This is a genomic window from Sanguibacter gelidistatuariae (assembly GCF_900096585.1).
GTDB classification, from domain to species: Bacteria; Actinomycetota; Actinomycetes; order Actinomycetales; family Cellulomonadaceae; genus Sanguibacter; species Sanguibacter gelidistatuariae.
Genome location: NZ_FMYH01000002.1, coordinates 128,170 through 152,342, shown reverse-complemented (window position 1 = coordinate 152,342; position 24,173 = coordinate 128,170). Strand labels below are relative to the sequence as shown.

The 24,173-nt window shown below is 69.3% G+C and carries 22 protein-coding genes and 2 CRISPR repeat arrays; of the genes, 11 read left to right on the top strand and 11 right to left on the bottom strand.

Going from position 1 to position 24,173, the window contains the following annotated elements; all coding sequences use genetic code 11:
- Window position 1 precedes the first annotated feature (1 nt).
- Window positions 2-275: a CRISPR direct-repeat array (repeat unit 29 nt; unit sequence CGGCTCACCCCCGCATACGCGGGGAAGAC).
- A 93-nt stretch (window positions 276-368) separates the two neighbouring features.
- Window positions 369-945: direct repeats of the CRISPR family, unit length 29 nt; unit sequence CGGCTCACCCCCGCATACGCGGGGAAGAC.
- A gap of 58 nt (window positions 946-1,003) precedes the next feature.
- From cas3g to BLQ50_RS05435, 7 genes are all read right to left on the bottom strand, one after another.
- A complete protein-coding gene (gene cas3g / locus BLQ50_RS05465) occupies window positions 1,004-4,942 on the bottom strand; it encodes a type I-G CRISPR-associated helicase/endonuclease Cas3g (RefSeq protein WP_093181930.1) in 3,939 nt (1,312 codons plus the stop codon).
- A complete protein-coding gene (csb2, locus tag BLQ50_RS05460) occupies window positions 4,939-6,324 on the bottom strand; it encodes a type I-G CRISPR-associated protein Csb2 (RefSeq protein WP_093181928.1) in 1,386 nt (461 codons plus the stop codon). Before csb2 ends, cas3g begins: the two co-directional genes overlap by 4 nt.
- Before the next feature lie 3 nt (window positions 6,325-6,327).
- A complete protein-coding gene (gene cas7g / locus BLQ50_RS05455) occupies window positions 6,328-7,617 on the bottom strand; it encodes a type I-G CRISPR-associated RAMP protein Csb1/Cas7g (RefSeq protein ID WP_093181926.1) in 1,290 nt (429 codons plus the stop codon).
- Complete coding sequence (locus BLQ50_RS05450) at window positions 7,614-8,306, bottom strand: type I-E CRISPR-associated protein Cas6/Cse3/CasE (RefSeq protein WP_093181924.1); 693 nt, start codon at window positions 8,304-8,306, stop codon at window positions 7,614-7,616. The genes cas7g and BLQ50_RS05450 overlap by 4 nt, the downstream gene beginning before the upstream one ends.
- A gap of 602 nt (window positions 8,307-8,908) precedes the next feature.
- Window positions 8,909-9,937 (bottom strand): Fic family protein, encoded by a 1,029-nt coding sequence (locus BLQ50_RS05445; RefSeq protein WP_245700921.1) that lies wholly within the window; start codon window positions 9,935-9,937, stop codon window positions 8,909-8,911.
- 151 nt (window positions 9,938-10,088) lie between these two features.
- Window positions 10,089-11,393, bottom strand: a complete 1,305-nt coding sequence (locus tag BLQ50_RS05440) for a type II toxin-antitoxin system HipA family toxin (RefSeq protein WP_093181923.1) — start codon at window positions 11,391-11,393, stop codon at window positions 10,089-10,091.
- Window positions 11,383-11,715 carry a helix-turn-helix domain-containing protein gene (locus BLQ50_RS05435; RefSeq protein ID WP_093181921.1) on the bottom strand — a complete coding sequence of 111 codons (333 nt, stop codon included), beginning with the start codon at window positions 11,713-11,715 and terminating at the stop codon, window positions 11,383-11,385. The genes BLQ50_RS05440 and BLQ50_RS05435 overlap by 11 nt, the downstream gene beginning before the upstream one ends.
- A 124-nt stretch (window positions 11,716-11,839) precedes the next feature.
- On the opposite strand from BLQ50_RS05435, the gene BLQ50_RS05430 reads away from it, so the two are divergent.
- The 5 genes from BLQ50_RS05430 to aroB all read left to right on the top strand — a co-directional run bounded on the left by BLQ50_RS05430 (window position 11,840) and on the right by aroB (window position 15,505).
- The gene (locus tag BLQ50_RS05430; protein WP_093181919.1) at window positions 11,840-12,022 is read left to right on the top strand and encodes a hypothetical protein; all 183 of its coding nucleotides are present in this window, start codon (window positions 11,840-11,842) and stop codon (window positions 12,020-12,022) included.
- Complete coding sequence (locus BLQ50_RS19190) at window positions 11,970-12,341, top strand: helix-turn-helix domain-containing protein (RefSeq protein WP_093181918.1); 372 nt, start codon at window positions 11,970-11,972, stop codon at window positions 12,339-12,341. The genes BLQ50_RS05430 and BLQ50_RS19190 overlap by 53 nt, the downstream gene beginning before the upstream one ends.
- A gap of 185 nt (window positions 12,342-12,526) precedes the next feature.
- Window positions 12,527-13,714 (top strand): chorismate synthase, encoded by a 1,188-nt coding sequence (aroC, locus tag BLQ50_RS05420; protein ID WP_093181916.1) that lies wholly within the window; start codon window positions 12,527-12,529, stop codon window positions 13,712-13,714.
- A 13-nt stretch (window positions 13,715-13,727) separates the two neighbouring features.
- A complete protein-coding gene (locus BLQ50_RS05415; protein ID WP_093181914.1) occupies window positions 13,728-14,363 on the top strand; it encodes a shikimate kinase in 636 nt (211 codons plus the stop codon).
- Window positions 14,360-15,505, top strand: a complete 1,146-nt coding sequence (gene aroB, locus BLQ50_RS05410; protein ID WP_245700920.1) for a 3-dehydroquinate synthase — start codon at window positions 14,360-14,362, stop codon at window positions 15,503-15,505. The genes BLQ50_RS05415 and aroB overlap by 4 nt, the downstream gene beginning before the upstream one ends.
- 4 nt (window positions 15,506-15,509) lie before the next feature.
- On the opposite strand, the gene BLQ50_RS05405 is transcribed toward aroB, so the two are convergent.
- Together BLQ50_RS05405 and BLQ50_RS05400 are read right to left on the bottom strand one after the other, a co-directional pair.
- Window positions 15,510-15,920 (bottom strand): VOC family protein, encoded by a 411-nt coding sequence (locus BLQ50_RS05405; RefSeq protein WP_093181912.1) that lies wholly within the window; start codon window positions 15,918-15,920, stop codon window positions 15,510-15,512.
- A 10-nt stretch (window positions 15,921-15,930) separates the two neighbouring features.
- Window positions 15,931-16,371 (bottom strand): helix-turn-helix transcriptional regulator, encoded by a 441-nt coding sequence (locus BLQ50_RS05400; RefSeq protein ID WP_093181910.1) that lies wholly within the window; start codon window positions 16,369-16,371, stop codon window positions 15,931-15,933.
- A 114-nt stretch (window positions 16,372-16,485) separates the two neighbouring features.
- Here BLQ50_RS05400 and aroQ point away from each other — a divergent pair, with 114 nt between their 5' ends.
- A complete protein-coding gene (aroQ, locus tag BLQ50_RS05395) occupies window positions 16,486-16,920 on the top strand; it encodes a type II 3-dehydroquinate dehydratase (protein ID WP_093181909.1) in 435 nt (144 codons plus the stop codon).
- Window positions 16,921-16,968: 48 nt separating this feature from the next.
- Here the strand turns inward: aroQ and BLQ50_RS05390 are convergent, their stop codons facing one another.
- The gene (locus tag BLQ50_RS05390) at window positions 16,969-17,577 is read right to left on the bottom strand and encodes a Fic family protein (protein WP_245700919.1); all 609 of its coding nucleotides are present in this window, start codon (window positions 17,575-17,577) and stop codon (window positions 16,969-16,971) included.
- A 152-nt stretch (window positions 17,578-17,729) separates the two neighbouring features.
- On the opposite strand from BLQ50_RS05390, the gene BLQ50_RS05385 reads away from it, so the two are divergent.
- From BLQ50_RS05385 to nusB, 4 genes are all read left to right on the top strand, one after another.
- The gene (locus BLQ50_RS05385; protein ID WP_093181907.1) at window positions 17,730-18,383 is read left to right on the top strand and encodes a winged helix-turn-helix domain-containing protein; all 654 of its coding nucleotides are present in this window, start codon (window positions 17,730-17,732) and stop codon (window positions 18,381-18,383) included.
- A complete protein-coding gene (locus tag BLQ50_RS05380; RefSeq protein WP_245700918.1) occupies window positions 18,380-18,874 on the top strand; it encodes a hypothetical protein in 495 nt (164 codons plus the stop codon). The genes BLQ50_RS05385 and BLQ50_RS05380 overlap by 4 nt, the downstream gene beginning before the upstream one ends.
- 123 nt (window positions 18,875-18,997) lie before the next feature.
- Window positions 18,998-19,561 carry an elongation factor P gene (gene efp, locus BLQ50_RS05375; RefSeq protein ID WP_093181904.1) on the top strand — a complete coding sequence of 188 codons (564 nt, stop codon included), beginning with the start codon at window positions 18,998-19,000 and terminating at the stop codon, window positions 19,559-19,561.
- Window position 19,562: 1 nt separating this feature from the next.
- Window positions 19,563-19,979, top strand: coding sequence for a transcription antitermination factor NusB (gene nusB / locus BLQ50_RS05370; RefSeq protein WP_093181902.1), 417 nt, complete (start codon window positions 19,563-19,565; stop codon window positions 19,977-19,979).
- Between the two features lie 176 nt (window positions 19,980-20,155).
- Here nusB and BLQ50_RS05365 read toward each other — a convergent pair whose 3' ends face one another.
- Window positions 20,156-22,342 (bottom strand): putative bifunctional diguanylate cyclase/phosphodiesterase, encoded by a 2,187-nt coding sequence (locus BLQ50_RS05365; RefSeq protein WP_093181900.1) that lies wholly within the window; start codon window positions 22,340-22,342, stop codon window positions 20,156-20,158.
- Window positions 22,343-22,442: 100 nt separating this feature from the next.
- On the opposite strand from BLQ50_RS05365, the gene BLQ50_RS05360 reads away from it, so the two are divergent.
- Window positions 22,443-24,167, top strand: coding sequence for an AMP-binding protein (locus BLQ50_RS05360; RefSeq protein ID WP_093181899.1), 1,725 nt, complete (start codon window positions 22,443-22,445; stop codon window positions 24,165-24,167).
- Window positions 24,168-24,173 lie beyond the last annotated feature (6 nt).

The following is a 24,173-nucleotide window of genomic DNA, read 5'->3' as shown; positions in this document are numbered from 1 at the left end:
CGGGCTCACCCCCGCATACGCGGGGAAGACAAGCGTGTAGTGCTGCTGATTGTTGACGTTGAGGGCTCACCCCCGCATACGCGGGGAAGACAACGCGGCAGGGCAGACCGACTGGGTGTACGTCGGCTCACCCCCGCATACGCGGGGAAGACATCGTGTCCGGGTCCACACACTGGATCCCGCACGGCTCACCCCCGCATACGCGGGGAAGACCTCGTGCTGGGCGCACCAGAGCAGGTCCCAGCCGGGCTCACCCCCGCATACGCGGGGAAGACCCACGTGCTCGGAGCAGACTGTGCGAGCCGGGAGGCTCACCCCCCGCATACGCGGGGAAGACGCCGGCCACCAGGTGCCGACGTCGTTCGGTGTCGGCTCACCCCCGCATACGCGGGGAAGACCCGACGACGAAGGCGACCTCGCGATGGTCACGGCTCACCCCCGCATACGCGGGGAAGACAGCGCGCCGGTGTTCCCACCGAGCGCGGACGTGGGCTCACCCCCGCATACGCGGGGAAGACCGCAAGTGTGGATCACGTCACTGTTCTCACTGGGGCTCACCCCCGCATACGCGGGGAAGACTGCGGCGTCGCCGTTTGCCATGTCGCTGCGTCCGGCTCACCCCCGCATACGCGGGGAAGACTTGCGGCTGGTCGGCCCAGGCTGGAGCCATCTGGGCTCACCCCCGCATATGCGGGGAAGACTGCGGATGATCGACGGCTCGTCGAGGATCTCGGGGCTCACCCCCGCATACGCGGGGAAGACCGCTGAGTGGTCTCACCGTTCTTCGCCTCGTCGGGCTCACCCCCGCATACGCGGGGAAGACCGGACGGTGGCCGGCGCGGGTGCGTTGCCGGCGGGCTCACCCCCGCATACGCGGGGAAGACCACCAGCCGCGCCCAGGGTTGATGGCCTCGCCGGGCTCACCCCCGCATACGCGGGGAAGACACTTGCTGACCAGGGAGTTTACCGCGAGGATCCACCATCCCACATCGCTTTGGAAGAGCTACTTTCCGTCGCGCCGGACAGCCCTTCCTTGCCAGGAGATGTCGGACTTCCCCCTGGAGAACTTGTCGAGCTCAAGTACCCACGCATTGCCGACGAGAGGCCACTGCCACTGGTCGGGTGCCCATGCTCCCACGAGCAACGCGCGGAGTTCGTCGAGGCTCGTCGGACGGGACGGGAGGGGAACGCGTAGCCGTGCAGGGCGGGAGCGTTGATTGACTCCTAGCGGCTGGGCGCCCGTGGTGCCGGCGAGGGCCATGCCCGCAACTGCAAGGGGCGCAAGGAGTGCCCGAGTCGACCTCTTGTCACCAACCTCTCCGAGCCCCGTGTCTTTGGGGGCGGCCGAGAGAGGACGGTCCATGCCGCCATCACATGCGGTCATCTGGTACCCGGCGTTCGGGTCGAACAGCGCCGCAACGATCGAGTCAACCGGTGCCAATGCACCGACCAGTCGGAGCGCGACACCTGGGTAGCTCGAGTTGTTGGCGAACGCCGCGATCGGTAGCTCAACCTGGCCGCCGGATGTCGCTCGGTCGGCACGCCCGAGGTCACCGACCAGCCCGAGCAGCATCGTGTTCTCAGTCTCTGTCAGGATGCAGCGAAGGGACGTGGACGGCGAGAGCTTCTGGTTCTTCACCTCCAGGCCCGACTTGCTCCCCGTCTTGCCCCTGACGCGTTGCTGAGCGTCGTCCCACTGCGGGGAGCCGAGCACCGCCCCCACGAGTTCATGGAGCGGCACGGTGCACTCGAGCACCGGGAAGGTCGGCGCGCCGCCGGTGGGACCGACGTCCCACCGCACTCTCGCTGATGTGTCACCAAGTGCCTCTGCCGCACCGAGGAGGCCCAGGACGGCGAACCACCCAGTCAACGGGTGCGTCGCGAGCCCCGTCAGCGAATGATGCGTGAACTCGCTCGGCGTTGTGATCTGAGCAGTTGGGTGCTGTGTATCGGGGGCTAGGACGTCGGGTAGGTGGACGCCTGCCACGACGTCGCCGAGCGGCAGTGCGGACGCCCGCCAGTCGGCCAGGCGGAGCAGCGTCTCGAGATACGCGAGCCCCCACGGGCCGTACTCCGCATTGAGGCGGAGGAACTCGCTGGCATGGGCGAAGCCGTGGTCCTGATCCGGAGCAATCGGCTGAAAGGCAGGGCGGTACCAGCCGTGGTGCGAGCCGACGAGGTGACGGACGAGTTCACCTCCGTCCATCTCAGGCACGGCCTTGATGCTGGCCCCTTCGTGGCGCCAGCTCTCCGGTACACCGGCCTCGCGACGACGGCGAGAGTCGGACTGCCGCCTTGAACGGGTGTCCTCGGTCCCGCTCCCGGTCGACTTCGCCAGCAGGGGCCGCGTCCGGGTCTCACCAGTCGCGTTGTCCGTCGTCACGAGGGCGCCGCCGGAGACTGTGGTGTTCGCATATCCGGCGAGCATGCGCTGGAACCGTGGGTCGGCCTTGCCCTCGTCGTGCAGGCGTCCGGCCAGTTCGAGGAGGTGGGCTAGATCGGGTGTGGTGCCGGCCGCCGTCGCATCTGACAGGGCCCACGCGGCGACCTGCTCCTGGTGCGCAACTAGTCCGACCTCGCCCCCATTCGAATCAGGTGTCCGCGCTCGCCACCTCACCGTGACCTGGAAGGCGCTCGCAGTGAGCATCTCGACCACGACCCGCGGAACCGCAGACGTGCCAACCGGCCCGAGCGCGGCGTGGACGACCTGAGCGCCGATCTCTCGAAGACGTGCCTCCGCCTCCTCGGTGAAAACATCGACGTCAGAGGCGTCAGGGAGGCCGTCGACGCCACCACCGACAGGCTTCGGGAAGGCCGTGAGCAACTCGGAAGCATCAGCAAGCGCACCCGCGAGAGACTCGTGGTCGACGGAGTCGCAGGGACCCAGGAGCCGGTTCGCCTCCGAGATGGACGACTGCGTGAGGATGAGTGTCACCGGTGCGGACGGGAGTGTGAACCCCGCTGACTGCAGTCCACGTAGGTCAAGGAGCGTGGCTGCCAAGGACACGTCTCCGGTGTGCGCGCCGTCGGCCACTCCCGTCCAGCCGCGATCCACGCTGTACCCACCGAGGCTGCACGGAAGCACGATGCGCCTCGCGTCGGCCACCGCCGCGAGGTCCCGGGCCGCGATCCACGACTCGCTCTGCGGGTCCCACACCTGAACCTCGGACAGGCGGTCCCGCGCGAGGTCGTAGCCGGGCGCCACCTCTTCCGCGAGGGTCTCGAGGTCGGTGACAGGCACCCGGGTAGCAGGCTCTCCGGCGAGGAAGCCCAGGAGAGCCGCACGAGAGATGGCGACAGCCTCTGCCGCGCGCACCGGGTCGGCGCCGGTTGACAGCAGGCTGGGTTGGGACCGCCACGCGACGAGGACCTCCGAGGTCGGCGGCGCGTCGGGCCCGGAGACCAGAGCGTCCACCGGGAGGTCAGGCACTGGCGTCGGGCGCGTCTGCACCATGAGGGGGACAAGTCCACGATGGAGAGTCCCGGCACGCGGGACGGGAGCCGACAGTGTAAGGGAGAGTGCCACCGCGCGCATACGCAGTGCGTCGAGGCCCGTCGGGGAGACGTCGATCACTGCATCCTTGCCCGCGTCGTCGAGGACGGCCGCGAGGGCGACGAGCGTGTCGCCATACACCGCACGAGTTCCCGGCCGCACGGCACCGGCCGGAGCCGACACGAGCTGGGCTCTTGCCTGAGACGCGGACCCGTCTCGGTTGAGGCGCCCGAGCCGCTGGACCAAGGCATCCCATGAACAGAGCTCGGTCACCAGCGCATCGAAGCTCACATCGACCCCGACCTCGAGGCACTGCGTCGCCACAGTGATCCCCGGGTCGTCACGGCTGACCACAGGCCGGTCAACAGGACGGAATCGCGAGGTGACGAGCGTCGTCGGAACTGCCAGCTTGGCCGCGAGCAGCGCCCCCGGGAGTGCTGCATACACGGCCTGGGCGACGGCGACCGTGTTCACCATGACAGCGACCCGGCCGTTGCCCTCGGTCCACGCCGCCGCCGCGCACGTGACAAGCTTCTTCACAAACGCCGTGTCCGACGCCGTGCTGGTCCGGTGGACCTGCAGCGTGCGGACAGCGCCGAGACGGCGAGCGTAGTCCTGGTTGGCTGGCGCGGTCGGGTCGCCCGGGGGGAGTGGATCGATCGCCAGGGTGGAGCGTGCTGTCGCTCCGACAAGCCGGGTAGCCTCCCGCGGGACCGTCGCACCGAGGAGCACAGTCTGCCCGAGCGGGACACCGAGGTCGGTCGTGGCTGCCCGCTGGAGAGCTTCGGCGTCGACCAGCGTGTGGATGGTCGGTACTGCGAGGTGAGGTTCGTCGACAAGCACCAGGCGGTCGATCCCGACGAGTGCCGCGTGGATGGGACGAGCGCCGTTGCTCACCCCGAATCCGCGCATGACGAGCCTCGAGACGAGCTGATGCGGGGTCAGGGTGACGATCGTGCACCCCGTCGATCGCAGCCAGCTGTGCCCGCGCGGGCTCGCGCCGTGGATACGCGCAGCGACCACGGGGATGGTGCTGCCCTCACCGAGCAGCCCCGCGAGTGCCTCACGCAGCGGTGCCAGGGTCGAGCCAGGCACGGCATCGTTGATGGCAGACGCCAACGCTCCGACGTAGTCCCCGGTGTCATCCACGAGGCTGCGCCGGTTGACCACGTGGAAGATGCGCTGCGGTGCAGTCCGCAGGGGTAGCGGGCTGCCGTCCGAGGAGTGCGTGCCGCGGGCATGGCACTGGCGGGCCAGCTCGTACACGGCGGCGGCGATCGTCGTCGTCTTGCCCAGCCCTGTGGGTACTTCGATGACGGACGGCCAGCCGTCGCCGGCAAGTCGTGACGCGAGCTCGGACTGCCACGCGTACGGTGCGTGTCCGCCGTGCGTGGCCGCGAAGAACTCGGCAAAGGTCGGAAAGACCTGCGGGACAGAGGCAGATGTCATGAGGGGCTCCTGCTCGGGTGGAAAAGGCCGAAGCCGTGGTCGGTGCCCGCACCGAGGACGAGGGGCCCCGCGATCGGTGCGGAGAGGTGGAGCTCGCACCACCACTGACCGAGCCCGTCTGCTAGATCACCGTTGGGCCAACGCGCCTCATAGGCGTACAGCGGGGACTGCCGCACCGTGAGCGCCGTCAGGCCGACGCCGAAGCGCTCGCGGAGTGTCACCTCCATCATGTGGCGGATGACTCGTTCGTCGGGAAAACCGCGAAGCGGGGTCGCAGAGAACCAGTGCGACTCGGGACCGGTCCAGTGATCGGGGTCAAGAGCACCGGGACCGACGATGGATCGACTGCCGGGCGTGGCGGCTCGAGACAGGACGATGCGTTCCACCACGGCGCTCGCGGACGCGGGCCCGACGTCGCTGTTGTCTGGGAGCACCTCAGCGCGGGGTGCCAGGCCCACGCCGACGCACCGTCCGTCGTCGTGCATCCCTCCGCTCACCGTGGCGGCGAAGGTGAACCACGCCGGCGCCTGTCCGCCGACCGCGTTCTGGCCGCTGTCTTCCAGGGCCGAGGTGACCTCCGCGATCAACGCCGACACGAGGTGCTGGGGGACTGACCTGAGCAGCGGAACAACCGTGCAGGCAGACGACGTTCTCGTGGCCACCGGAGGGGTCCGATCGTAGGAGAGCGGGTCGACGTACCCGTCGGCGGGGATCGGGGGGAGCGAGGACACCGAGGCATCGGTGCCAAAGGTCCTCGCAAAGCTGGCGTCGTACCAGTCCAGCGTGCTGGGAAGCCATCCACGGACCGATCCCCGGCTCGTGCGGCGGGGATACCAGCGCTCGCGGTGACCGGTTGGGATCGTCGCGTGCACGTCGGCTTCGTGGACGACCTCGACTGTGAGGTCAGCGGGGTCGTTGGAGCGACCGAAGTACGCGACGCACCCAGCAGCCTCCCGCAGGCCCTCGAGCTCGTCCGCGGGGAGGTCGACGTCGACAATGAACGACAACAGATCGTCTGCGAGGGCCATCGCATCCTGGCGCTTGGCGACGCGGGACTGCGAATCCATGGACACGACGCCCAGGTCTAGCAGCTTCCCCAGCGTCTTTGCCGTCGCCACGTCGGGCAGCCACGTCCCCTCCGTGTAGGTGGCCGGCGTGCCCAGGGACCGTGCCAGAGGAGCGTCGATGAACGGAGGAGCGCTCGCAGCGATGCTGCGCAGGGCCCGGAGGGCGGGCACCTTGGCCGTGGGCGAGGGAAGCTGGTGCGCACCCGCCAGCAGCGCGCCGAGCAGCCGGGCGGGGGCGGGGGGCCAGTCAGGTTCCCCGTCCTCGCGCTGACCGTGATAGGCCGCACGGAACCAGTGGATGTCGATGACAAGCACGTCTCAACCCTCGTCGATCGTGGTCTTCGTGATCTCGGTGGTGACACGGGCCGTGATGAGCCCGGCCTCCGCGTCGGAAAGCCCCACCGTCACCGGCGCGGCGAAGGACAGGCCCGTCGCCTCGGCGTCGGCGAGGGCCTCGCGGAGCGCGTCGACGATCTCGTCGAGGCCGGAGATCACGAGGGGTCCGGGCGTGCGGGAGCCGCGCCGGCGCCAGCCCCACCGCTCGTCGACAGCGACCAGGGAGCAGCCCGAGCGTAGGAAGCCGTCCTGGCTGCTGAGGTAGTGTCCGGCGAGGGCAAGGAGGGTGAGCACTGTCGTCGCGGCGGTGGCCTGCTCGGGGGAGTCGTACTTGAGTGACCGGAGCACCTGTAGTGAGAGGGAGGTCTGTTGCAGGATGAGCTCGCACACGTACGCGCGGTCCTCGGGATGGTTGGGGACCTGCCCGAAGCCGAACTCCGACGGCCTCTTCGTCTTTGTGGTCCGTTTGGCCTCGACGGTCAGTTGCAGGGCGTCGTTGACGGTGGCGCCCGATTCGTTGCTCGCGCCCCCGGCGGCGTCGAGCTTGGTGGCGCCGGCTGCGACGGCGTGGGCTCCGAAGCCGGTGATCTCCGAGGAATAGGCGCGGGCGAGGCGGTGCCGTGCGGCGACGCCGGAGGAGAGCCAGAAGCCGTAGAGGCACGCGTTGGGGAAGTGGGAGAAGAGCAGGTTGGCGTTCTCGGGGCTCGCGGCAGTGATGATGGCCTTGAGGTTGTCCGTGGACCCGGCGTCGGTCGCGGTCTGCTGCCAGATCTGGGTCGTGCCGTCTTGGGTCGCGAAGCGGATCCACGCGTCGACGTGGCGGTGCGCGAGCTCCCAGCTGCTGACGTTGATGTCGAGCGCCCGCCGGACGGCCGGGTCGTCGCTGGATTCGGCGGCCGCCGTCCCGCTGACGACGATGCCGGGGAGGCGGACGTTGAGCCTGGACTGTTCGGTCCATAGGGCGGTCTCGGCTCGTCCGCTCTGGGATCCGACGCTATCGATGACGACGCGGGGGGCGGTCCGTGGGGCGCCGTCTGGATACTGGGCGATGTCGAGCAACCATCCGTCTCCGCGGCGGGCCGGGACGAAGGCACTCTGCGTGTAGGCGTGCGTAAGGGCCTTCTTCTTGTCGGCGACGTCCCCGGCGTAGGTCGGGGGAGCGACCGCGGCGGATCGGCCCCCGAGCGGCTCGTACTCGACCTCGCCGATGAGGCCGGAGACGGACGGGTCGCTGATGTGCGCGCGGACGGTGTCCTTGAGGGTGTTCGTCATCGTGCTTCTCCTTCGGTCTTGGGGTCGGTCGATGGGGTGGGCATCTGGGGAGTGGTTGGTGCGGTGGTCACACGGAGGAGCGCGAGGCCGTAGGAGCGGCCTTTGCCGACGCCATTGACCATTGCGCCGTGGAGCGCAACTGGGTCTTGCACTCGTGCCTCGACGGACAGGTCGACGTAGGGGATCCCGCGCTGGGACCCGCCGAGGGAGGCGTGGTGGAGCCGGCTGAGCATCAACGACTCGGCCACGACATCGAGGCCGATCGCGGTGAGCCGTCGCAGGGCCCAGGCGGCGCGCTCAGCCTCAGGCACGACGACCGTGCGGGATCGATAGCACTTGCCCTTCTGGAGCTCGCCGCGCAGCTCGACCGGGACGTCGGAGGGTGGTGTCTTGAGGCAGGCGATGCTCACCTTGACCGTGACGGCCTGGCCGAGGGTGGGGGAGTCGATGCTGCGGGATCTGATCACGGCGCCGAGGATGTCGGGGCGCTGCGCTGGCTCCGTGGACTGGACGAGCAGCTCGTTGCGTCGCGTGTCGAGATGCCACAAGACACCGGCGGCCGCGCGCGGGCTGCGGCCGAGCCCGCGCGCAAACCCCGTCATAATGTGCACATGTCCGCGGTTGCGGTTGCTTTCGAGTGTGTCTCGGACGACTGGGCTGATTGTCATCTGGGTCAGGGTGGGACTCATGCTGGCTCCTTGGTAGTAGATGGCGTCATTGGGATCTACGAGTCCATCTTGGGGCTGAATCAACGAAGTTGCGCCTTGTAGCGCATTAATCACCTTCCGATGGTCGAAGATCCTTTTGGATGAGACGATTTACGGGTGAGGTGTCCCTCGTGGGTGGTCGATGATGACCTGCTCGCGCGGCCCCTCTAGTGCGCGGGGACGCGCAGTGGTCCGGAAGTCGCGCCCGGTAGTGCGATTCGGGACAAACGATGCTTCGCGTAGGCGAAGGCGTGGCGGTCTGGGGTGCACTTCGACCACCCTGGCCTCGGTAGCGAGGAGAAGTCATGAGTGAAGAGCGAGACTCGAGGACTTCGAGTGCTCGGCGGTATACGGAGCAGGAGAGGTCTGTGGCCGTCCGGATGGCTCGAGGACTGTGCGACGACTTGGACGTGACGCACGGGGCGGCTCAACTCGTCGCGCGGTGGCTTGGCTACAACGAGAAGACTGTCGCACGATGGGTGCGGCAAGCCGACGATCGGGCTGCTGCTGCCGCGCCGGTGGCGTCCGAGCAGCTCCCGGCGCCAGACCTCCAGTGCCACCGACAGTGCATTTCAGTGAGGACCTCAAGGTGCGTCCTCCTCGCCCTGGTAGTCGGTGGCGCCTGCGCCTTGTGCCTCCGGAGGTTGAGGTGCAACGGGCGGTGAGCCGCGAGACCAGGTGCGGAACGGCGTCGGGCAGAGGCGTTTGGAGAGCTGGTGCCGGAGGTGGGGGTGCCTTGTGGCACGGCCTCGGCTGGCAGGAGCTCCATTCATCGCGGGACCAGATGTGACGTCTGCCTCCGGGTGACCGCGAAGCCGCCCAGACTGATCGATGGCAGGAACGGGCGGCCCCAGACGTGGGCCACGAACTCCTGTATCGCCAGCGCCGACCCGGTTGCTGCGTTCGGTCAGTGCCACGAGCGCGAGATGCCGGTCGGCGGTCCAGCAGATGAGCTTGCCCTTGTGGTCCTTGGTGCGGCCGAGGATGCCGGCGTTGGCGAGCTCGACGAGGGCGCGGTGCGCGGCGGCGGTCGACACCCCGTGCTTCCTTGCGGCCGTCTCGATGGTCAGCACCGGATTGGTGGCGAGTGTGTCGAGGATGCGTAGGACCACTGCGTCGCTGCGGAGCTTGGCCTGTGAGGCTCCGCGGGCCTGGCGGTGGACGACGAGGTCGACGCGAACTCGTCGGTCGAGGTCAGCCAGGTCGTCGGACAGGCGCACCGCATTTCCCGCAGCGAGCTCTGCTGCCTGCGCAAAGGCGATGATCCAGTCGTCCAGGCGGGGCGGGTCTGCGCGGAAGGCACTGAGCCCGGAGATGTAGGCCATGGGGTCGCCGGCGAAGACGGTGCTGATCGGGATGAGGGTGTTCCGCAGCGCATCCGTGCGGCGCAGGGCCGTATGGATGAGGGCGCGCCGGGTGCGCAGGCCGGCGACTAACGGCGGTTCGATGACGTGCTGCAGGTGTTCGATGTCGGCCGTGGTGACCTCGCGGGTGCGATCGGCGAGGGCGGTGATCGCCTCCTCCGTTGCACGGACGTTCGCCACGACGTCGAGTGCGACGTGGGTGCCGCGGCTGAGGAGCTCGGCGACGGCCAGCTCCTTGGGGGGTGACACGGTTGCCCTAGCGTCAACGGGCCGTGCCGCAAATCAACTTTGGGAGGGTCAAAGGTGAGACCGCGTGTGGGTGGTGGCTGGCGGCGAGCTTCGGGACGAAGTGAGGGACGGCGTCGGGCAGGGAGGCAGCTGGAGAACCAACGGCCTCGGGTCAGGCCTCGTCGTAGAAGATGTAGGGGTTCCAGAACTCCCGGCCCCACAGCTGCTTCTTCTCGGCGGCGGTGACCCGTGCGCGGTCGCACGCCTCGTCCCAGTGGTCGCGGACCGCCGCTCCGACGTGATCGATGATCTGGTCTGCCTCGCCGGTGGTGAGGAGGAAGTCGCCGGCGACCTCGCGGCAGAGCCTCAGCTGGCTGGAGCGGCGTCCGTCGCGGGTGATCCCGATGGCTTGGCTTGAGGTGTTCGTGGCACGAGGTTGAGGAGCGAGGTCGTAGGCGGGTGTGAGCTCGAGCCGGGTGCCGTCCCAGAACGCCGCGAGGTTGCGCAGGTGGTCGTCGTTGTTGCCGGTGTAGATGTTGAACACGAGCCGGCTGAACAGTTCGCGGAGGGTCGCCGGCACCTCGGTCCAGACGCCGCTACGGATCGTGTGTGCGAGCTCGGCGTAGCTGGTGTGCCGCGAGCCCATCTCTGTCAGGCCGAGCACGGTCAGCATCGAGAGCATCTGGCGGCGGGCATGGCCCTGCGTCCCGTCGGGGAGGGGGACGACAACGCGGTCGAATCGCTCCACGAGGAGGACGTCCTTGCCCGCGGCCTGCACCATCTCCACGGGAGCGACGCTCAGCCCGGCATGCTCGGCCAGCATCATCGCGACCGCCTCGGCCTTGACGACCGGGCGCGCATCGGTCGTGGAGGAGAACTTGGCGATCAGGTGCCGACCGCCGTCGGTCAGCAGCGCCTTGGGTCGGGCGCCGCCGATCGAGGTGCCGTGCCCGGCGGCGGCCACCAACGACGGTGGCAGCTCTTCTCCCGCCTCCACCAGCTCGACGACGCGGACCAGCTGGTCGAGAGTCGCCTCGCCCTCCCGCGGGACGTAGTAGGTGGGCGACTCCTGGAAGTCCAGGGCGCCGATGCGGTCGCTGCCTGAGGCGAGGAGATAGGTCGTCTCCGACAGGTCCGCCTCGGGGCTGCTGGACAGGCGCAGGTTGATCACTCGACGCCCCCAGGCGTCCGGGGCCGCGTCGCGCAGGCACCCGGCCAAGGGGAGGGGTGCGCGCTTGGGGGTGCTCGTCGGGTCGTGGGTCGCGTCGGTCAACGGAAGCTCGGGGGTGAACAGGGACACCCGGGCGGGGCGGCGGAGGTAGCTCGCGGCGTAGCGGAAGGCGAGCACGGGCTCACCCCTCAGAGCGCGGCCCGTGCCCTGCAGTGCACCCGCGACGACGGGAACTGTGGTGCCGGGCAGCCATGTCCACACATACACCGGGGCGCGCGCCGCGCCACCGGGCTGCTCAGAAGTCATTGTCGATCTCGATCCGGTGTGACCGGACGCGCTGGGGCAGCAGGGCCAGGCGGTCCCGGGTCCGCTCAGCCACGTCGTCGAGGTCGTCGGGGTCGGCGCCGAACAGTGGGACGCCACACAGGATGGCTGCCTCCAGGACGGTGCCGACAGCGGTTCCTGGAGCGCCCTTCTCGATCCGGGTCACCAGGGGAGCGGTCACTCCCAGCCTGCCCGCGAGCTCCGCGGCGCTCCAGCCCATTTCGCGGCGGCCAGCAGCGATCTGCGCCCCGAGCGCTTGCAGCGCGTGCGTCGTGGCTGGGAGGTAGGTTCGAGACCGCTTCATGGATCGATCATTGCATAAATCTGCAGTAGGAGGTGTAACTGCTGGTATATGCGCGATTGGGCACTGTCCAGAACCGGATCGCTGGCTCCAACCGCGCACTATCCGTGCGGCGCGTGAGGCGGTGGTGTCCGCGCAGCGCCGGGTCGCCCTGCCGCAGGTGTGGCAGGACCGGGTGCGTGCCCGCGCCGGGTCGGCCGCCGCGGGTGTGCTGCGCCCCATCACAGCGTCCAAGCGCGACATGGCCTGGGCGGCCGGTGACGTGCTCGACGAGGCAGACGTCATGGTGGACAGGCTGCGGTTCGGCTGAGTGTGCGGGGCGGGAGAGCTCCTGCGCTCGGTCAAGTACCCGGCGTAGGGACAATCTCACGCGCTGGCGCAAGATCCACAACATCCCGGCCACCGAGCTCGCGTTACGCGCAGGGGTCACCCGGAACACGCTCCGCAGCATCGAGCGAGGCGAGGGTACAGCCGGGCTGCACAACGTCGTCGCCGTGCTGAACGTCCTCGGACTCACCGACGCCGTGATCGAGGCCACCGAGCCGCTGAACACCGACGTCGGCCGGGCCCGGGCAGATCAAGGGCTGCCGCAGCGGGTTCGCCCACGCCGGGACGAGACGGTGGAGTGAGCGACGTCCAGGTTCACGCTGGGAGAGCGGTTGTGGGTACGACGGTGAGCGAGACTCTGCGGAACCATAGTAGTGACGGCGCGAGCCGGCCGCGCGAGGCGGGGGACGGCGTCGGGCAGAACGCGCCCGCGTCCGATCTGCGGGCGCTCGCAGCCGGTGTCGGCGGGTCGTGGGAAGATGCACGCATGCTTCGTTGGCTGACTTCAGGTGAATCGCACGGCCCCGCACTCGTGGGCATCATCGAGGGTGTTCCCGCAGGTGTGGAGGTGTTGACCTCCGACATCCAAGACGCCCTGGCGCGCCGCCGGCTCGGGTATGGGCGCGGCGCCCGGATGAAGTTCGAGCAGGATGAGGTCCGCATCCTCGCCGGGCTGCGCCACGGCGTGACCCAGGGCGGCCCGTTGGCCATCGAGATCGGGAACTCCGAGTGGCCCAAGTGGGTCGACGTCATGGCCTCCGACCCGGTCGCCCCCGAGCTCCTCGACCGCGCCCGCAACGCCCCGCTCACCCGCCCGCGCCCCGGCCACGCCGACCTCGTCGGCATGCGCAAATACGCCTTCGACGACGCCCGACCGGTCCTGGAGCGCGCCTCCGCGCGCGAGACCGCGACCCGCGTCGCGCTGGGCACAGTGGCCGCGAAGTTCCTCGAGCAGGCCCTGGGCATCCGCCTGGTCTCGCACGTCGTGAGCATCGGCCACATCGCCGTGCCCGACGACGCCCCGCTCCCCACCGCCGACGACGTCGCCTACCTCGACGCCGACCCGGTGCGCTGCCTCGACTCCGCGACCTCCGAGGCGATGGTCGCCGAGATCGACCAGTGCCACAAGGACGCCGACACCCTCGGTGGGGTCATCGAGGTCCTCGCCTACAACGTGCCGACCGGGCTGGGCAGCTACGTGCACAGCGACCGTCGCCTCGACGCCAAGCTGGCCGCCGCGCTCATGGGCATCCAGGCGATCAAGGGCGTCGAGGTCGGCGACGGCTTCCGCACCGCGAGCCGGCGCGGGTCCCAGGCCCACGACGAGATGTCGCGTGACTCGAGCGGGGTCATCCGCCGCGCAACCAACCGCGCCGGTGGCATCGAGGGTGGCATGACCAACGGTGAGATCCTCCGCGTCCGCGCCGCCATGAAGCCGATCTCGACCGTGCCGCGCGCCCTCGCGACGGTTGACGTCGCCTCGGGCGAACCGGCCACCGCTCAGCACCAGCGGTCCGACGTGTGCGCGGTCCCGCCCGCCGCCGTGGTCGCCGAGGCGATGGTCGCCCTGACCCTTGTCGACGTCGTGCTGGAGAAGTTCGGTGGCGACTCCGTCGGGGAGGTCCGGCGCAATGCCGAGGCCTACCTCGCGGCCATCCCCGAGCTGCAGCGCTGAGGAGACTGACCCCATGACTCCCGTTCCCCAGCCCCCTCGCTCGGCGCCCCCCGCGCCGGCGGTCGCCCCGCACCCGTCCACGCAAGCGTCGGGTCGCGGCCCGCGGGTCGTGCTCGTCGGCCCGCCCGGCTCCGGCAAGTCGACGACCGGCCACGCCCTGGCCCACGCCCTGGGCGTGGCGTGGCGGGACACCGACGCGGACGTCGAGGTGACGGCCGGCAAGGCCATCGCCGACATCTTCTTCGACGAGGGCGAGCCCCACTTCCGCGCCCTCGAGCGTCAGGCGGTCGCGGCCGCCCTCGCCGAGCACGACGGCGTGCTCGCCCTCGGCGGCGGCGCCGTCCTGGACGAGGTCACAGAGTCCGCGCTGGCGGCCTACTCCGCCGCCGGGGGAGTCGTGGTGTTCCTCGACGTGAGCCTCGCCCAGGTCGCCCCGCGCGTCGGGTTCAACCAGGCCCGGCCGCTCCTGCTCGGCAATCCCCGCTCGAAGTGGCAGGCACTCATGGTCGCCCGCCGACCCGTCTACGAACGGGTCGCGCGCGTCCACGTGCACACCGACAACAAGACGCCCTCGCAGGTCGCTCAGGAGATCCTCCGTGCGCTCACGGCCGAGGTGCCCCACCCGACGAGCACCGAGGACCCCGCGTGAGCGACCAGCCCCAGACCCAGCCCCCCGCCCGCGTGCGGGTGACCGCCGAGCGCACCTACGACGTCGTCATCGGGCGCCAGCTGCTCGGTGAGCTGCCCGGGCTGCTCGGGACGAGCGTCCGGAAGGTGCTCATCGTGCACACCGAGGCCCTCGAGGCCTCCGCCGCGGCCGTGCGCGAGGACCTCCTCGCCCAGGGCTATGAGGCGCTCCTCGCGGTGATCCCGGACGCCGAGGGCGCCAAGTCGATCGACGTCGTCGCGTTCTGCTGGCAGGTGCTGGGCCAGTCCGACTTCACCCGCTCCGACGCGATCGTCTCGATCGGCGGCGGCGCGACGACCGACGTCGCGGGCTTCATCGCGGCGACCTGGCTGCGCGGCATCCAGGTGTTCCACATCCCGACGACGCTGCTCGCCATGGTCGACGCGGCCGTCGGCGGCAAGACCGGCATCAACACGGCCGAGGGCAAGAACCTCGTCGGGTCGTTCCACAGCCCCAGCGGGGTGCTCTGCGACCTCGTCGCCCTGGAGACGCTGCCCCGGTGGGACTTCGTCGCAGGCCTAGCCGAGATCATCAAGACAGGGTTCATCGCGGACCCGCTCATCCTCGACCTCGTCGAGGCGAACGCCGCGGCGCTGCAGGCCTGGCCGGTGGCCGACGACCACCTGTGGGCGGTCGTGCGCGAGCTCGTCGAGCGGTCCGTCGCGGTCAAGGCGCGGGTCGTCAGCGAGGACCTCAAGGAGGCCTCGCTGCGCGAGATCCTCAACTACGGGCACACCCTCGCCCACGCGATCGAGCAGGTCGAGCGTTACGCCTGGCGGCACGGCGCGGCTGTGTCGGTCGGCATGGTCTTCGCGGCTGAGCTCGCCCGCCTCGCCGGCCGCCTGGACGATTCCGTCGTGGACCGTCACCGGTCCATCCTCATGTCCGTCGGATTGCCGGTGACCTACCGCGGGGACCGCTGGGAGCAGCTGCTCTCGGTCATGCGCCGGGACAAGAAGTCCCGTGGGGACCTGCTGCGCTTCGTGGTCCTGGAGGCCGTCGGGAAGCCCGCACGCCTGGAAGGACCCGACCCGACGCTGCTCGTCGCGGCCTACGCCGAGATCAGCGCGGACGCGCCGACCAGCCGGGTCGTGTCGCTGTAGGGAGTCAGGCCGCGGGTTCCTGAGCGACCCGGACCATGTTGCCTGAGGGGTCGCGGAATGCGCAGTCGCGCGGGCCCCAGGGCTGGTCCACCGGATCCTGGAGGACCTCGGCACCCGAGGCGCGTACGGTCTCGAAGGTCTTGTCGACGTCGTCGGAGCTGAACACGAGCATCGGCAGCTCGCCCTTGGTGAGGAGCTCCTGCAGCGCGTCGCCGTCGGCCTGCGAGCGGCCGGCATGCGGCACCGAGAGGACGAGCCCGAGTCCGGGCTGCGCGTCGCTGCCGAGAGTGACCCAGCGGAACTCGCCCGAGGGCACGTCCATGAGCACCTGGAGGCCGAGCGCGCCGGAGTAGAAGGCGATCGACTCGTCGACGTCGTTGACGGTGATGTTGCAGTACTTCAGTGAGATCGTCATGAAAATGACTCTAGGTGGCGGCCTCCATGGCCGCTTCTTCGATCCTGCTCGATGCCTTCCGGACCGGGCGCGTGTGCGACTTGGCCATGCACGTGGGCATTGCCTTGACCGCAGGGTGCTCGTGGCTCCGGTACGCCGACGGGGTCTGTCCGACGATCTCGGTGAAGCGCGAGCTGAAAGAGCCCACGGACGTACACCCGACCGCCATGCAGGCGTCGGTGACGCTCATGCCCGCCCGCAGCAACGCCATCGCACGCTCGATCCGGCGGGTCATCAGGTAGCTGTACGGCGTCTCTCCATAGGTCGCGCGGAACCGGCGCGAGAAGTGCGCAGTCGACATGAGCGCCTTCTGGGCCATGGTCGGGACGTCGAGCGGTTCGGCGTACTCGCGGTCGATCAGGTCCCGGGCGCGGCGCAGATGAGCGAGGTCCTTCAGCTCCTGCGGAGTCATGATTTGACGGTAGCACCCGGGTTGTCGGGCGTCAGGTGCATCCGCGCAGGTGCCGGCCGTCGCGGATGGTGGGCGGCGCGTCGTCGGGCAGGCAGTCTCCAGTAGGCTCGCGGCATGACGCGAGTTCTTCTTCTCAACGGACCTAACCTCGGCCGGCTCGGCGTGCGCGAGCCGGAGGTCTACGGTTCGCTGTCCTTCGCCGATCTGGTGACCTCCGGTGCGCAGTGGGGGAGTGAGCTGGGCCTTGAGGTCGAGGTCCGCCAGAGCGACGACGAGGCCGAGCTGGTCCACTGGCTCCACGAGGCCGTGGACACCCGCAGCGACGTGGTGATCAATCCCGCCGCTTTCACGCACTACTCCTACGCGCTGCGCGACGCCGCGGCGCAGGTGACGAAGGGCGGGCTGCGGTTGATCGAGGTGCACATCTCCAACCCCTACGCCCGCGAGGAGTTTCGTCACCTGTCGGTCATCGGGCCGGTCGCGACGGGAACGATCGCCGGGTTCGGCTTTGACTCCTACCGGTTGGCGTTGCTGGCACTGGCGGGTTGAGCGGGGCAGCGGCGGCGAGTACGCGCGAACGACCGCCCCGACCGCGGCCTACCGCCGGTGCAGGGACTGGGCGTATTCATCTAGCACGCCAAGGATCCCGGAGTGCTGCCAGACGCGTCCGCGGTTCTTGCCCGTGCATTCTTCGAGGACCCCGGCGGCGGCCAGCTGGGTCAGAGCCCTCTGCGCGGTCGTGTCGTTGGCGCCCAGAACCTCTTTGATGAGTCCCGCGTTGACCACGGGGTGGGCCACCAGGTGGGGTAGCACGCGCCATCCGGCTGCGTCGCTGCGGAGCCCGGACATCCGTTCTCGGGCGCTGCCCACCTCGCCGGCGAGTGCGTCGACAAGGTGGGCGCCTGACCGTGTGGCGAAGCGCGATGCGTCGGCGAACCGCTCCATGACGGGTCTGGCGTTGCCGCGGTGGTACTGCGTGAGTGCATCGAAGTGGCCTCGGGTGTCGCGCAGCAGGCCGGCGGAGATCGGTGCGGTCGTGTCGGTCACGACGCCTTTGGATCGCATGATCGCGTGGACGAGTGCGCGCCCAGTGCGGCCGTTCCCGTCGACGAACGGGTGGATGGTCTCGAACTGGGCGTGGGCGATCGCTGCCTGCACGACGACAGGTAGGTCGTCTCGTCGCATGAACGCGACGAGGTCGGTCAAGAACCACTCAAGATAAAAAAGTGGGCCAAGCGGACCTGAGCTCTCTGGTCGTACGCGAAGAACTCGCCGCACCACTCAAGTAACATGCCTTGATCCCAAGAAATCAAGCCTGAAGCCTTGATTTATGAGAATCAAGGCTCTAGCCTTGATCTATGTTCGTCTTGACAGTTGACCAGCAGCGCAGCACGAGCCGCGGGGATGCGGTGCCCGACCTCATTGGGCACCTGGAGCCGCTCGTGCGCCGACTTCCGGGAGTGCGTCTCCCGCTCGAACGGACGGTGGGGGACGAGGTGCAGATGGTGCTCACCGATCCGCGGTCGACCCTGATGATCGTGCTCGAGATCCTCCGGGTGGGTGGATGGTGGATCGGGCTTGGCATCGGAGCCGTCAACGACCCGCTCCCCGAGCACAGTCGGGAAGCCTCGGGCCCCGCATTCGTCCGCGCACGAGCGGCCGTCGAGCGTGCCAAGACCAAGGCTGCATCAGTCCCGTTGGCCGTGGTGGGGGGCGGGGGAGCCGTCGAGCGGACGGCCGACGTCGAAGCGTTGCTCCGGCTCCTCGGGGCGATCGTCGAGCGCCGGACTCCGCACGGGTGGGAGGTCACCGACCTCCTGCGGCCCGCGGACGTCCGAACCGACGGCGGCGGCGAGCCGCCCCTGACCCAGCGCGAGATCGCCCGTATCCTCGGCATCAGCGAACAGGCCGTCAGCCAGCGGGTACGCACCACGCTATGGGCCGAAGAGGTAGCGGCCTGGCCGCTCGCAACCCGACTACTCCAGGAGGCGGACACATGGGACCAGGCGTGACCTTCGCAATCGTCGTCGGATCGATGGTCGTCAGCATCGTCGGCGGCTGGTACGTCACCCGCGGCATCCTGGCCCTCGCGGCCCGCAACACCGCGCGGGAGGTGACAGGTCCGGTGCCTCCTGGGTCGGCGGACGCCGCAGAGAGCTCTGCGCCAGACGGCGTTCCCGGTGCCAGTGAGAGTGGCGCCGGCGAGAATGGCGCCGGCGCGGGGGAGCCCGTGCCCGACGTCGGACCCACCAGCCCGCAGGCCGTCGCCGCGTTGCGCGGCGGGACCTGGATCGGGATCCTGGAGCGGCTGGCGATCACGGGTCTCATCCTCGTGGGGTATCCCACCGGCATCGCCATCCTCGTGGCGATCAAGGGCCTGGGGCGCTACCCGGAGCTGCGCGACAACCCGGCCGCCTCCGAGCGGTTTGTCATCGGCACGCTGGCCTCGATGGTCTGGGCGGGCGGCCTCGGAGTCCTCGGCGCGTGGCTGATCCACCGGTGAGCCCGGCGTCGGGCATCCGCGGGTTAGACTGAACACCGCTCTCGCGCGGTCCAGTCCTTGGTGTGCAGTCTTCCGGGTGATCGACGAGCGCTGATCCTTGCAAACTCGACAGGAAGACCGAACGTGGCTACCACTAACGACATCAAGAACGGCACCGTGCTCAAGATTGACGGTCAGCTCTGGACCGTCACCGATTTCCAGCACGTCAAGCCCGGTAAGGGTGGAGCGTTCGTCCGCACCAAGATGAAGAACGTCACCTCGGGCAAGATCGTGGATCGTACGTTCAACGCCGGCCTGAAGATCGAGACTGCAACCGTCGACAAGTCCGACATGCAGTACCTCTACAAGGACGGCACGGACTACGTGTTCATGGACACGAACACCTACGACCAGATCAACATCCCCGAGATCGCCGTGGGCGACGCGAAGAACTTCCTGCTCGAGAACCAGAACGTCGTCGTCGCGACGAACGACGGCTCGGTCCTCTACATCGAGCTCCCCGCCTCGGTCATCCTGGAGATCACGTACACCGAGCCCGGCCTGCAGGGCGACCGCTCGACCGGCGGCACCAAGCCCGCCACGCTCGAGACCGGCCACTCGATCCAGGTCCCGCTCTTCCTCGAGCAGGGCACCAAGGTCAAGGTCGATACCCGGGACTCGAGCTACCTCGGCCGAGTGAACGACTGACGTGGGAGCCCGTACCAAGGCGCGTAAGCGCGCACTCGACGTTCTCTTCGAAGCAGAGCAACGTCACCTGGACCCGATCCGGCTGCTTGCCGACCGGCTCGTCGAACCAGGAACCGAGTCTGCGCTGCCGCAGTACTCCGTCGACATCGTCGAGGGTGTGCTCGACCGTCTTGACTGGATCGACGAGCTCCTCGAGACGTACTCCCACGAGTGGGCCCTCGACCGGATGCCTGCGGTCGACCGAGCGCTGCTGCGCATCGGCACGTGGGAGATCCTCTTCAACGAGGACGTGCCCGATGCCGTAGCGATCGACGAAGCCGTCGAGCTGTCCAAGTCGCTGTCCACGGACGACTCTCCGGCCTTCATCAACGGCCTGCTGGGACGCATCGTCGAGCTCAAGCCGACTCTGCTCGCGTAGCTCATAGCGGCCCGCTCGCCCAGGCGAGGGAGGTTGCCACCAGCACCACGAAGGAGTCGCCCACAAGGGCGGCTCCTTCATGCGTATGACGCCGGGCCGAACCGCTGGGTGTCCTCAAATGGCTGGACAAAACGCCCGGCGGGCAGCCATATGGCCGCACTCAGCGGGGGGACGGGTCAGCGGACCGGGACGGCCGCGGCCGGGCGGCCGAGCATGTTGCCCTGGGCGCGACGGACGCCGAGCTCGACGAACGTCTCGAGCTCGAAGACCTGCTCGATGCCCTCGGCGACGACCTCGAGGTCGTGAGCGGCCGCCAGCGCGACGATGGCTCGCAGCACCGCGAGGCCGGGCGGGCTGGACATGTTCCGCACGAAGGACTGGTCGATCTTGAGGATGTCGATCGGCAGCGTCGCGAGCCGCGCGAGGGAGTTGTACCCGGTGCCGAAGTCGTCCAGGGCGATCCTGGCCCCACGGCTGCGCAGCTGCGCGAGCATGCTCACGGTCTGCTGCTCGTCCTGGAGCAGGGCGCCCTCGGTGATCTCCACGGTGAGCATCGACCAGTCTCGATCCCCCCACGCAGCCGCGAGGTCCTCGACGATGGTGGGTTCGGCCAGCTGGCGGGCCGAGAGGTTGATGGCCACCGGCAGGTCGAAGCGTTCGGTGGCCGCGAAGGCCTTGCGGAACGTCATGTTGCCGATCGCGACGATGAGCCCGGAGGTCTCGGCGTAGTCCAGCCACTCCCGTGGCTCGCGCAGCCTGCCGTTGAACTCCCACCGCGCGAGCGCCTCCAGGCCGAGCACCTGGAGGGTCGTGGTGTCCACGATCGGCTGGAAGTGCACGCAGAACTGCTCCTCCTCGACGGCCTTGTTGATCTCTCGATGCAGCAGGTTCTCTGCGGCGACCTGGGCCTCGAGGTGCTTGTCGAAGACCAGCACCCCGACCTTGGTCCGTTTCGCCTCGAGCATGGCGATGTCGGCGCAGAGGGTCAGGGCCTCGGCGTCGATCGTGTCGCCCGGCGCCGAGACGGTGATCCCCACACTGATCCGGGGGATCGGCCTGCCCTGGGACGTCTCCAGGAAGTCGTCCCGGATCCGCGAGGCGAGCCGCAGCAGTGCCGCGTCGTCGCCCGCGCGCTCGACGACGATGATGAACTCGTCCCCGCCCAGCCGCGCCACGAAGACGTCGTCCCCGACCGTCTCGCGCAGGTGGGCCGAGGCCAGGACGAGGATCTGGTCTCCCCAGGCGTGGCCGTACTGGTCGTTGACGTGCTTGAAGCCGTCGAGGTCCGCGTAGAGCAGGGCGACGCGGCTGCGTTCGATGCTCCCGCGCTCGATGGCGTTGACGAGGTGCTCGTCGATCGCGTTGCGGTTGGGCAGCCCGGTGAGCGCGTCACTGAAGGCCGCCCGGCTGAGCCGGGCGGCGAGGGCATGGCGCTCGGCCGCGGACGAGACGACGTTGGCCAGCGCCATGAGCAGCTTGCGTTCGCTGGGGTCTGTGGCGATGTGCGGATGCGGGGACAGGTCGGTGACGAAGCGCCCGCGGGAGAGGGTGCGGATCGTGCCACGGATCGTCGGGTCGCCAAGGAGTTCGCGGGCCTCCTCCTCGGCACGGCGCAGCAGGGCGTGCGGGTCGCGCACGTACCAGGCGAGGTTGCTCAACCGGGCCTGCGCATCACGCATGGACCGCTGCTGTTCTGCCTTGCGCTGACCGTGCCGGATCCGCCGCAGCGCGAGGACCTCGAGGGCGACTATGAGCGGAACGAGCCAGGCGCTGGCCAATGCCGAGCGGGTCGTCGCGCTGGGCGCGAGGTAGGAGACCACCAGCAGCGTGACGCTCAGCCCTGCCGCGCCGACGAGGGCCCTGCGGGTGCGCCGGCTCGGGGTGCGCCGCAGGCTGACCGCCAGGTAGAGACCGACGACCGCGGCCGGGACGAGGAAGGCCGCGATGCTCGTCGCGGTGTGCAGGGCGCCGATGCGGGGTTCGGTCCGGGCCGTGACGAAGCCCGTGACGAGGAGAACCGTGTGCAGCGCGAAGCCCGCGGACGCGACGATGAGGTATGCCCGGAACGGCGGCCCGTCGGCGTAGGAGTGGGCGACAGGCAGGGCCAGCAGCAGCGCGACCGCGAGCGCGACGGCGGCGAGCACGGTCAGCGGGTCGTGCCACACGGTTCCGACGGATACCAGGGCGAGGGCGTCGCAGAAGAAGACGGCGGCGAGCGCGATGGACCAGATGAGTGTCCAGTGCGAGTGTTCGTTGCCCGGGTCGTCCCGGCGCCACACCGTGTGGAGCACACACAGCCCGGCGACCAGACCAGCGGCGATGCACTGCATCATGACGGTCCAGACGGCGACTGTGTCGTGCATGTGTGGGTTATCGGCACCCCGGGTGGGGACTTGAGGTGAGAGCGCTGTCAGTCGGACCTACGTCCTAGTAACTTACGGACCCGTAGGTTAAAGTCTGACGGTGACCTCGACCTATGCGCAGCGCCCTTGGTTGTCCTCCTATGCGCCGGAGGTCGCCCCCGACGTCGACGTCCCCGACGAGCCGCTGGGCGCGGCACTCGAGCGCGCGGGCACGGCGTTCCCGGAACGCGTCGCCCTCGATTTCATGGGTCGTACGACGACGTACGCCGAGTTGACCGACGAGGTCGACCGGGCGGCGTCGGCGCTGATCAGCCTGGGCGTCAAGCCGGGGGACCGGGTCGCGATCGCGCTGCCGAACTGCGCCGCGCACGTCGTGGCGTTCTACGCCGTCCTGCGCATCGGCGCGGTCGTCGTCGAGCACAACCCCACCTATACCGAGTCAGAGCTTGAGCACCAGCTCGCCGACTCGGGCGCCGTCGTGGCGATCTGCTGGGAGGACACCGCCGTCAAGGTGCTCGCCGTCGCTGCGCGCACCGAGGTGCGCACGGTGGTCGCCGTCGACATGTCCCGCGACCTGCCTGGGATCAAGCGGCTTGCGCTCTCCCTGCCGATCAAGAAGGCGCGTGAGCTGAAGTCGGCGATGCGCACCAAGGTCCCCGACGGAACGCTCATGTGGCACACCTTGCTGCGCGGGGCGAGCCCCCTCGAAGACTCCTTCCCCCGCCCCCGCGGCGGGGACCTCGCGCTGCTGCAGTACACCGGCGGCACGACCGGGACCCCCAAGGGGGCGATGCTCACCCACCGCAACCTCGTCGCCAACGCGGTCCAGGGCGCCGAGTGGACCGGCGCCCAGCGCAAGGTCGATGCGGGGGAGCCCGGCGAGGTCGTCTACGGCGTCCTGCCGTTCTTCCACGCCTTCGGCCTCACCCTGTGCCTGTCCTACACCCTGGCGATCTCCGCCACGCTTGTGCTCTTCCCCAAGTTCGACGTCGCCTCCGTGCTCGAGGCCCAGCGCCGCCGCCCGGGCACGTTCCTGCCTGCGGTCCCGCCGATGCTCGACCGCCTCACCGCGGGCGCGGTGAAGAAGAACGCCGACCTCACCTCCTTCCGCTACGCCATCTGCGGGGCCATGCCGATGTCGGCCGCGACCGCGCAGGGGTGGGAGAGATTGACCGGCGGCCTGGCGATCGAGGGCTACGGCATGACCGAGACCTCGCCCGTTGCGCTGGGCAGCCCGCTGTCCGACGCGCGGCGCCCCGGCATGCTCGGGCTGCCCTTCCCGTCGACCGACATCCGCGTGACCGACCCGGACGACCCCACCAAGGAGGTCGCGCCGGGGGAGCGCGGGGAGCTGCTCATCGCCGGACCGCAGGTCTTCGACGGCTACTGGCGCCGCCCCCAGGAGACCGCGGACTCCCTCGTCGTCGCTGACGGCAAGACCTGGGTCCGGACCGGCGACGTCGTCGTCATGGACGGCGACGGCTTTGTCGAGGTGGTCGACCGGATCAAGGAGATGATCATCACCGGCGGCTTCAAGGTCTTCCCCTCCCAGGTCGAGGAGTGCCTGCGCCGGATGCCCGGCGTGGCCGACGCGGCCGTCGTCGGGCTCCCGGGGGGAGAGCTGGGGGAGAAGGTCGTCGCTGCGCTCGTGCTCGCGGCCGACGCGACCGGGATCGACCTCGAGGCGGTCCGGGCCTGGTGCGAGAAGAACATCGCCCGCTACGCCCTGCCCAAACAGCTGGTCATCTTGCCCGACCTGCCGAGGTCTCAGATCGGCAAGGTCCTGCGCCGCGTCGTCCGCGACCAGGTGATCGCTGCCGGCTGACCCGCT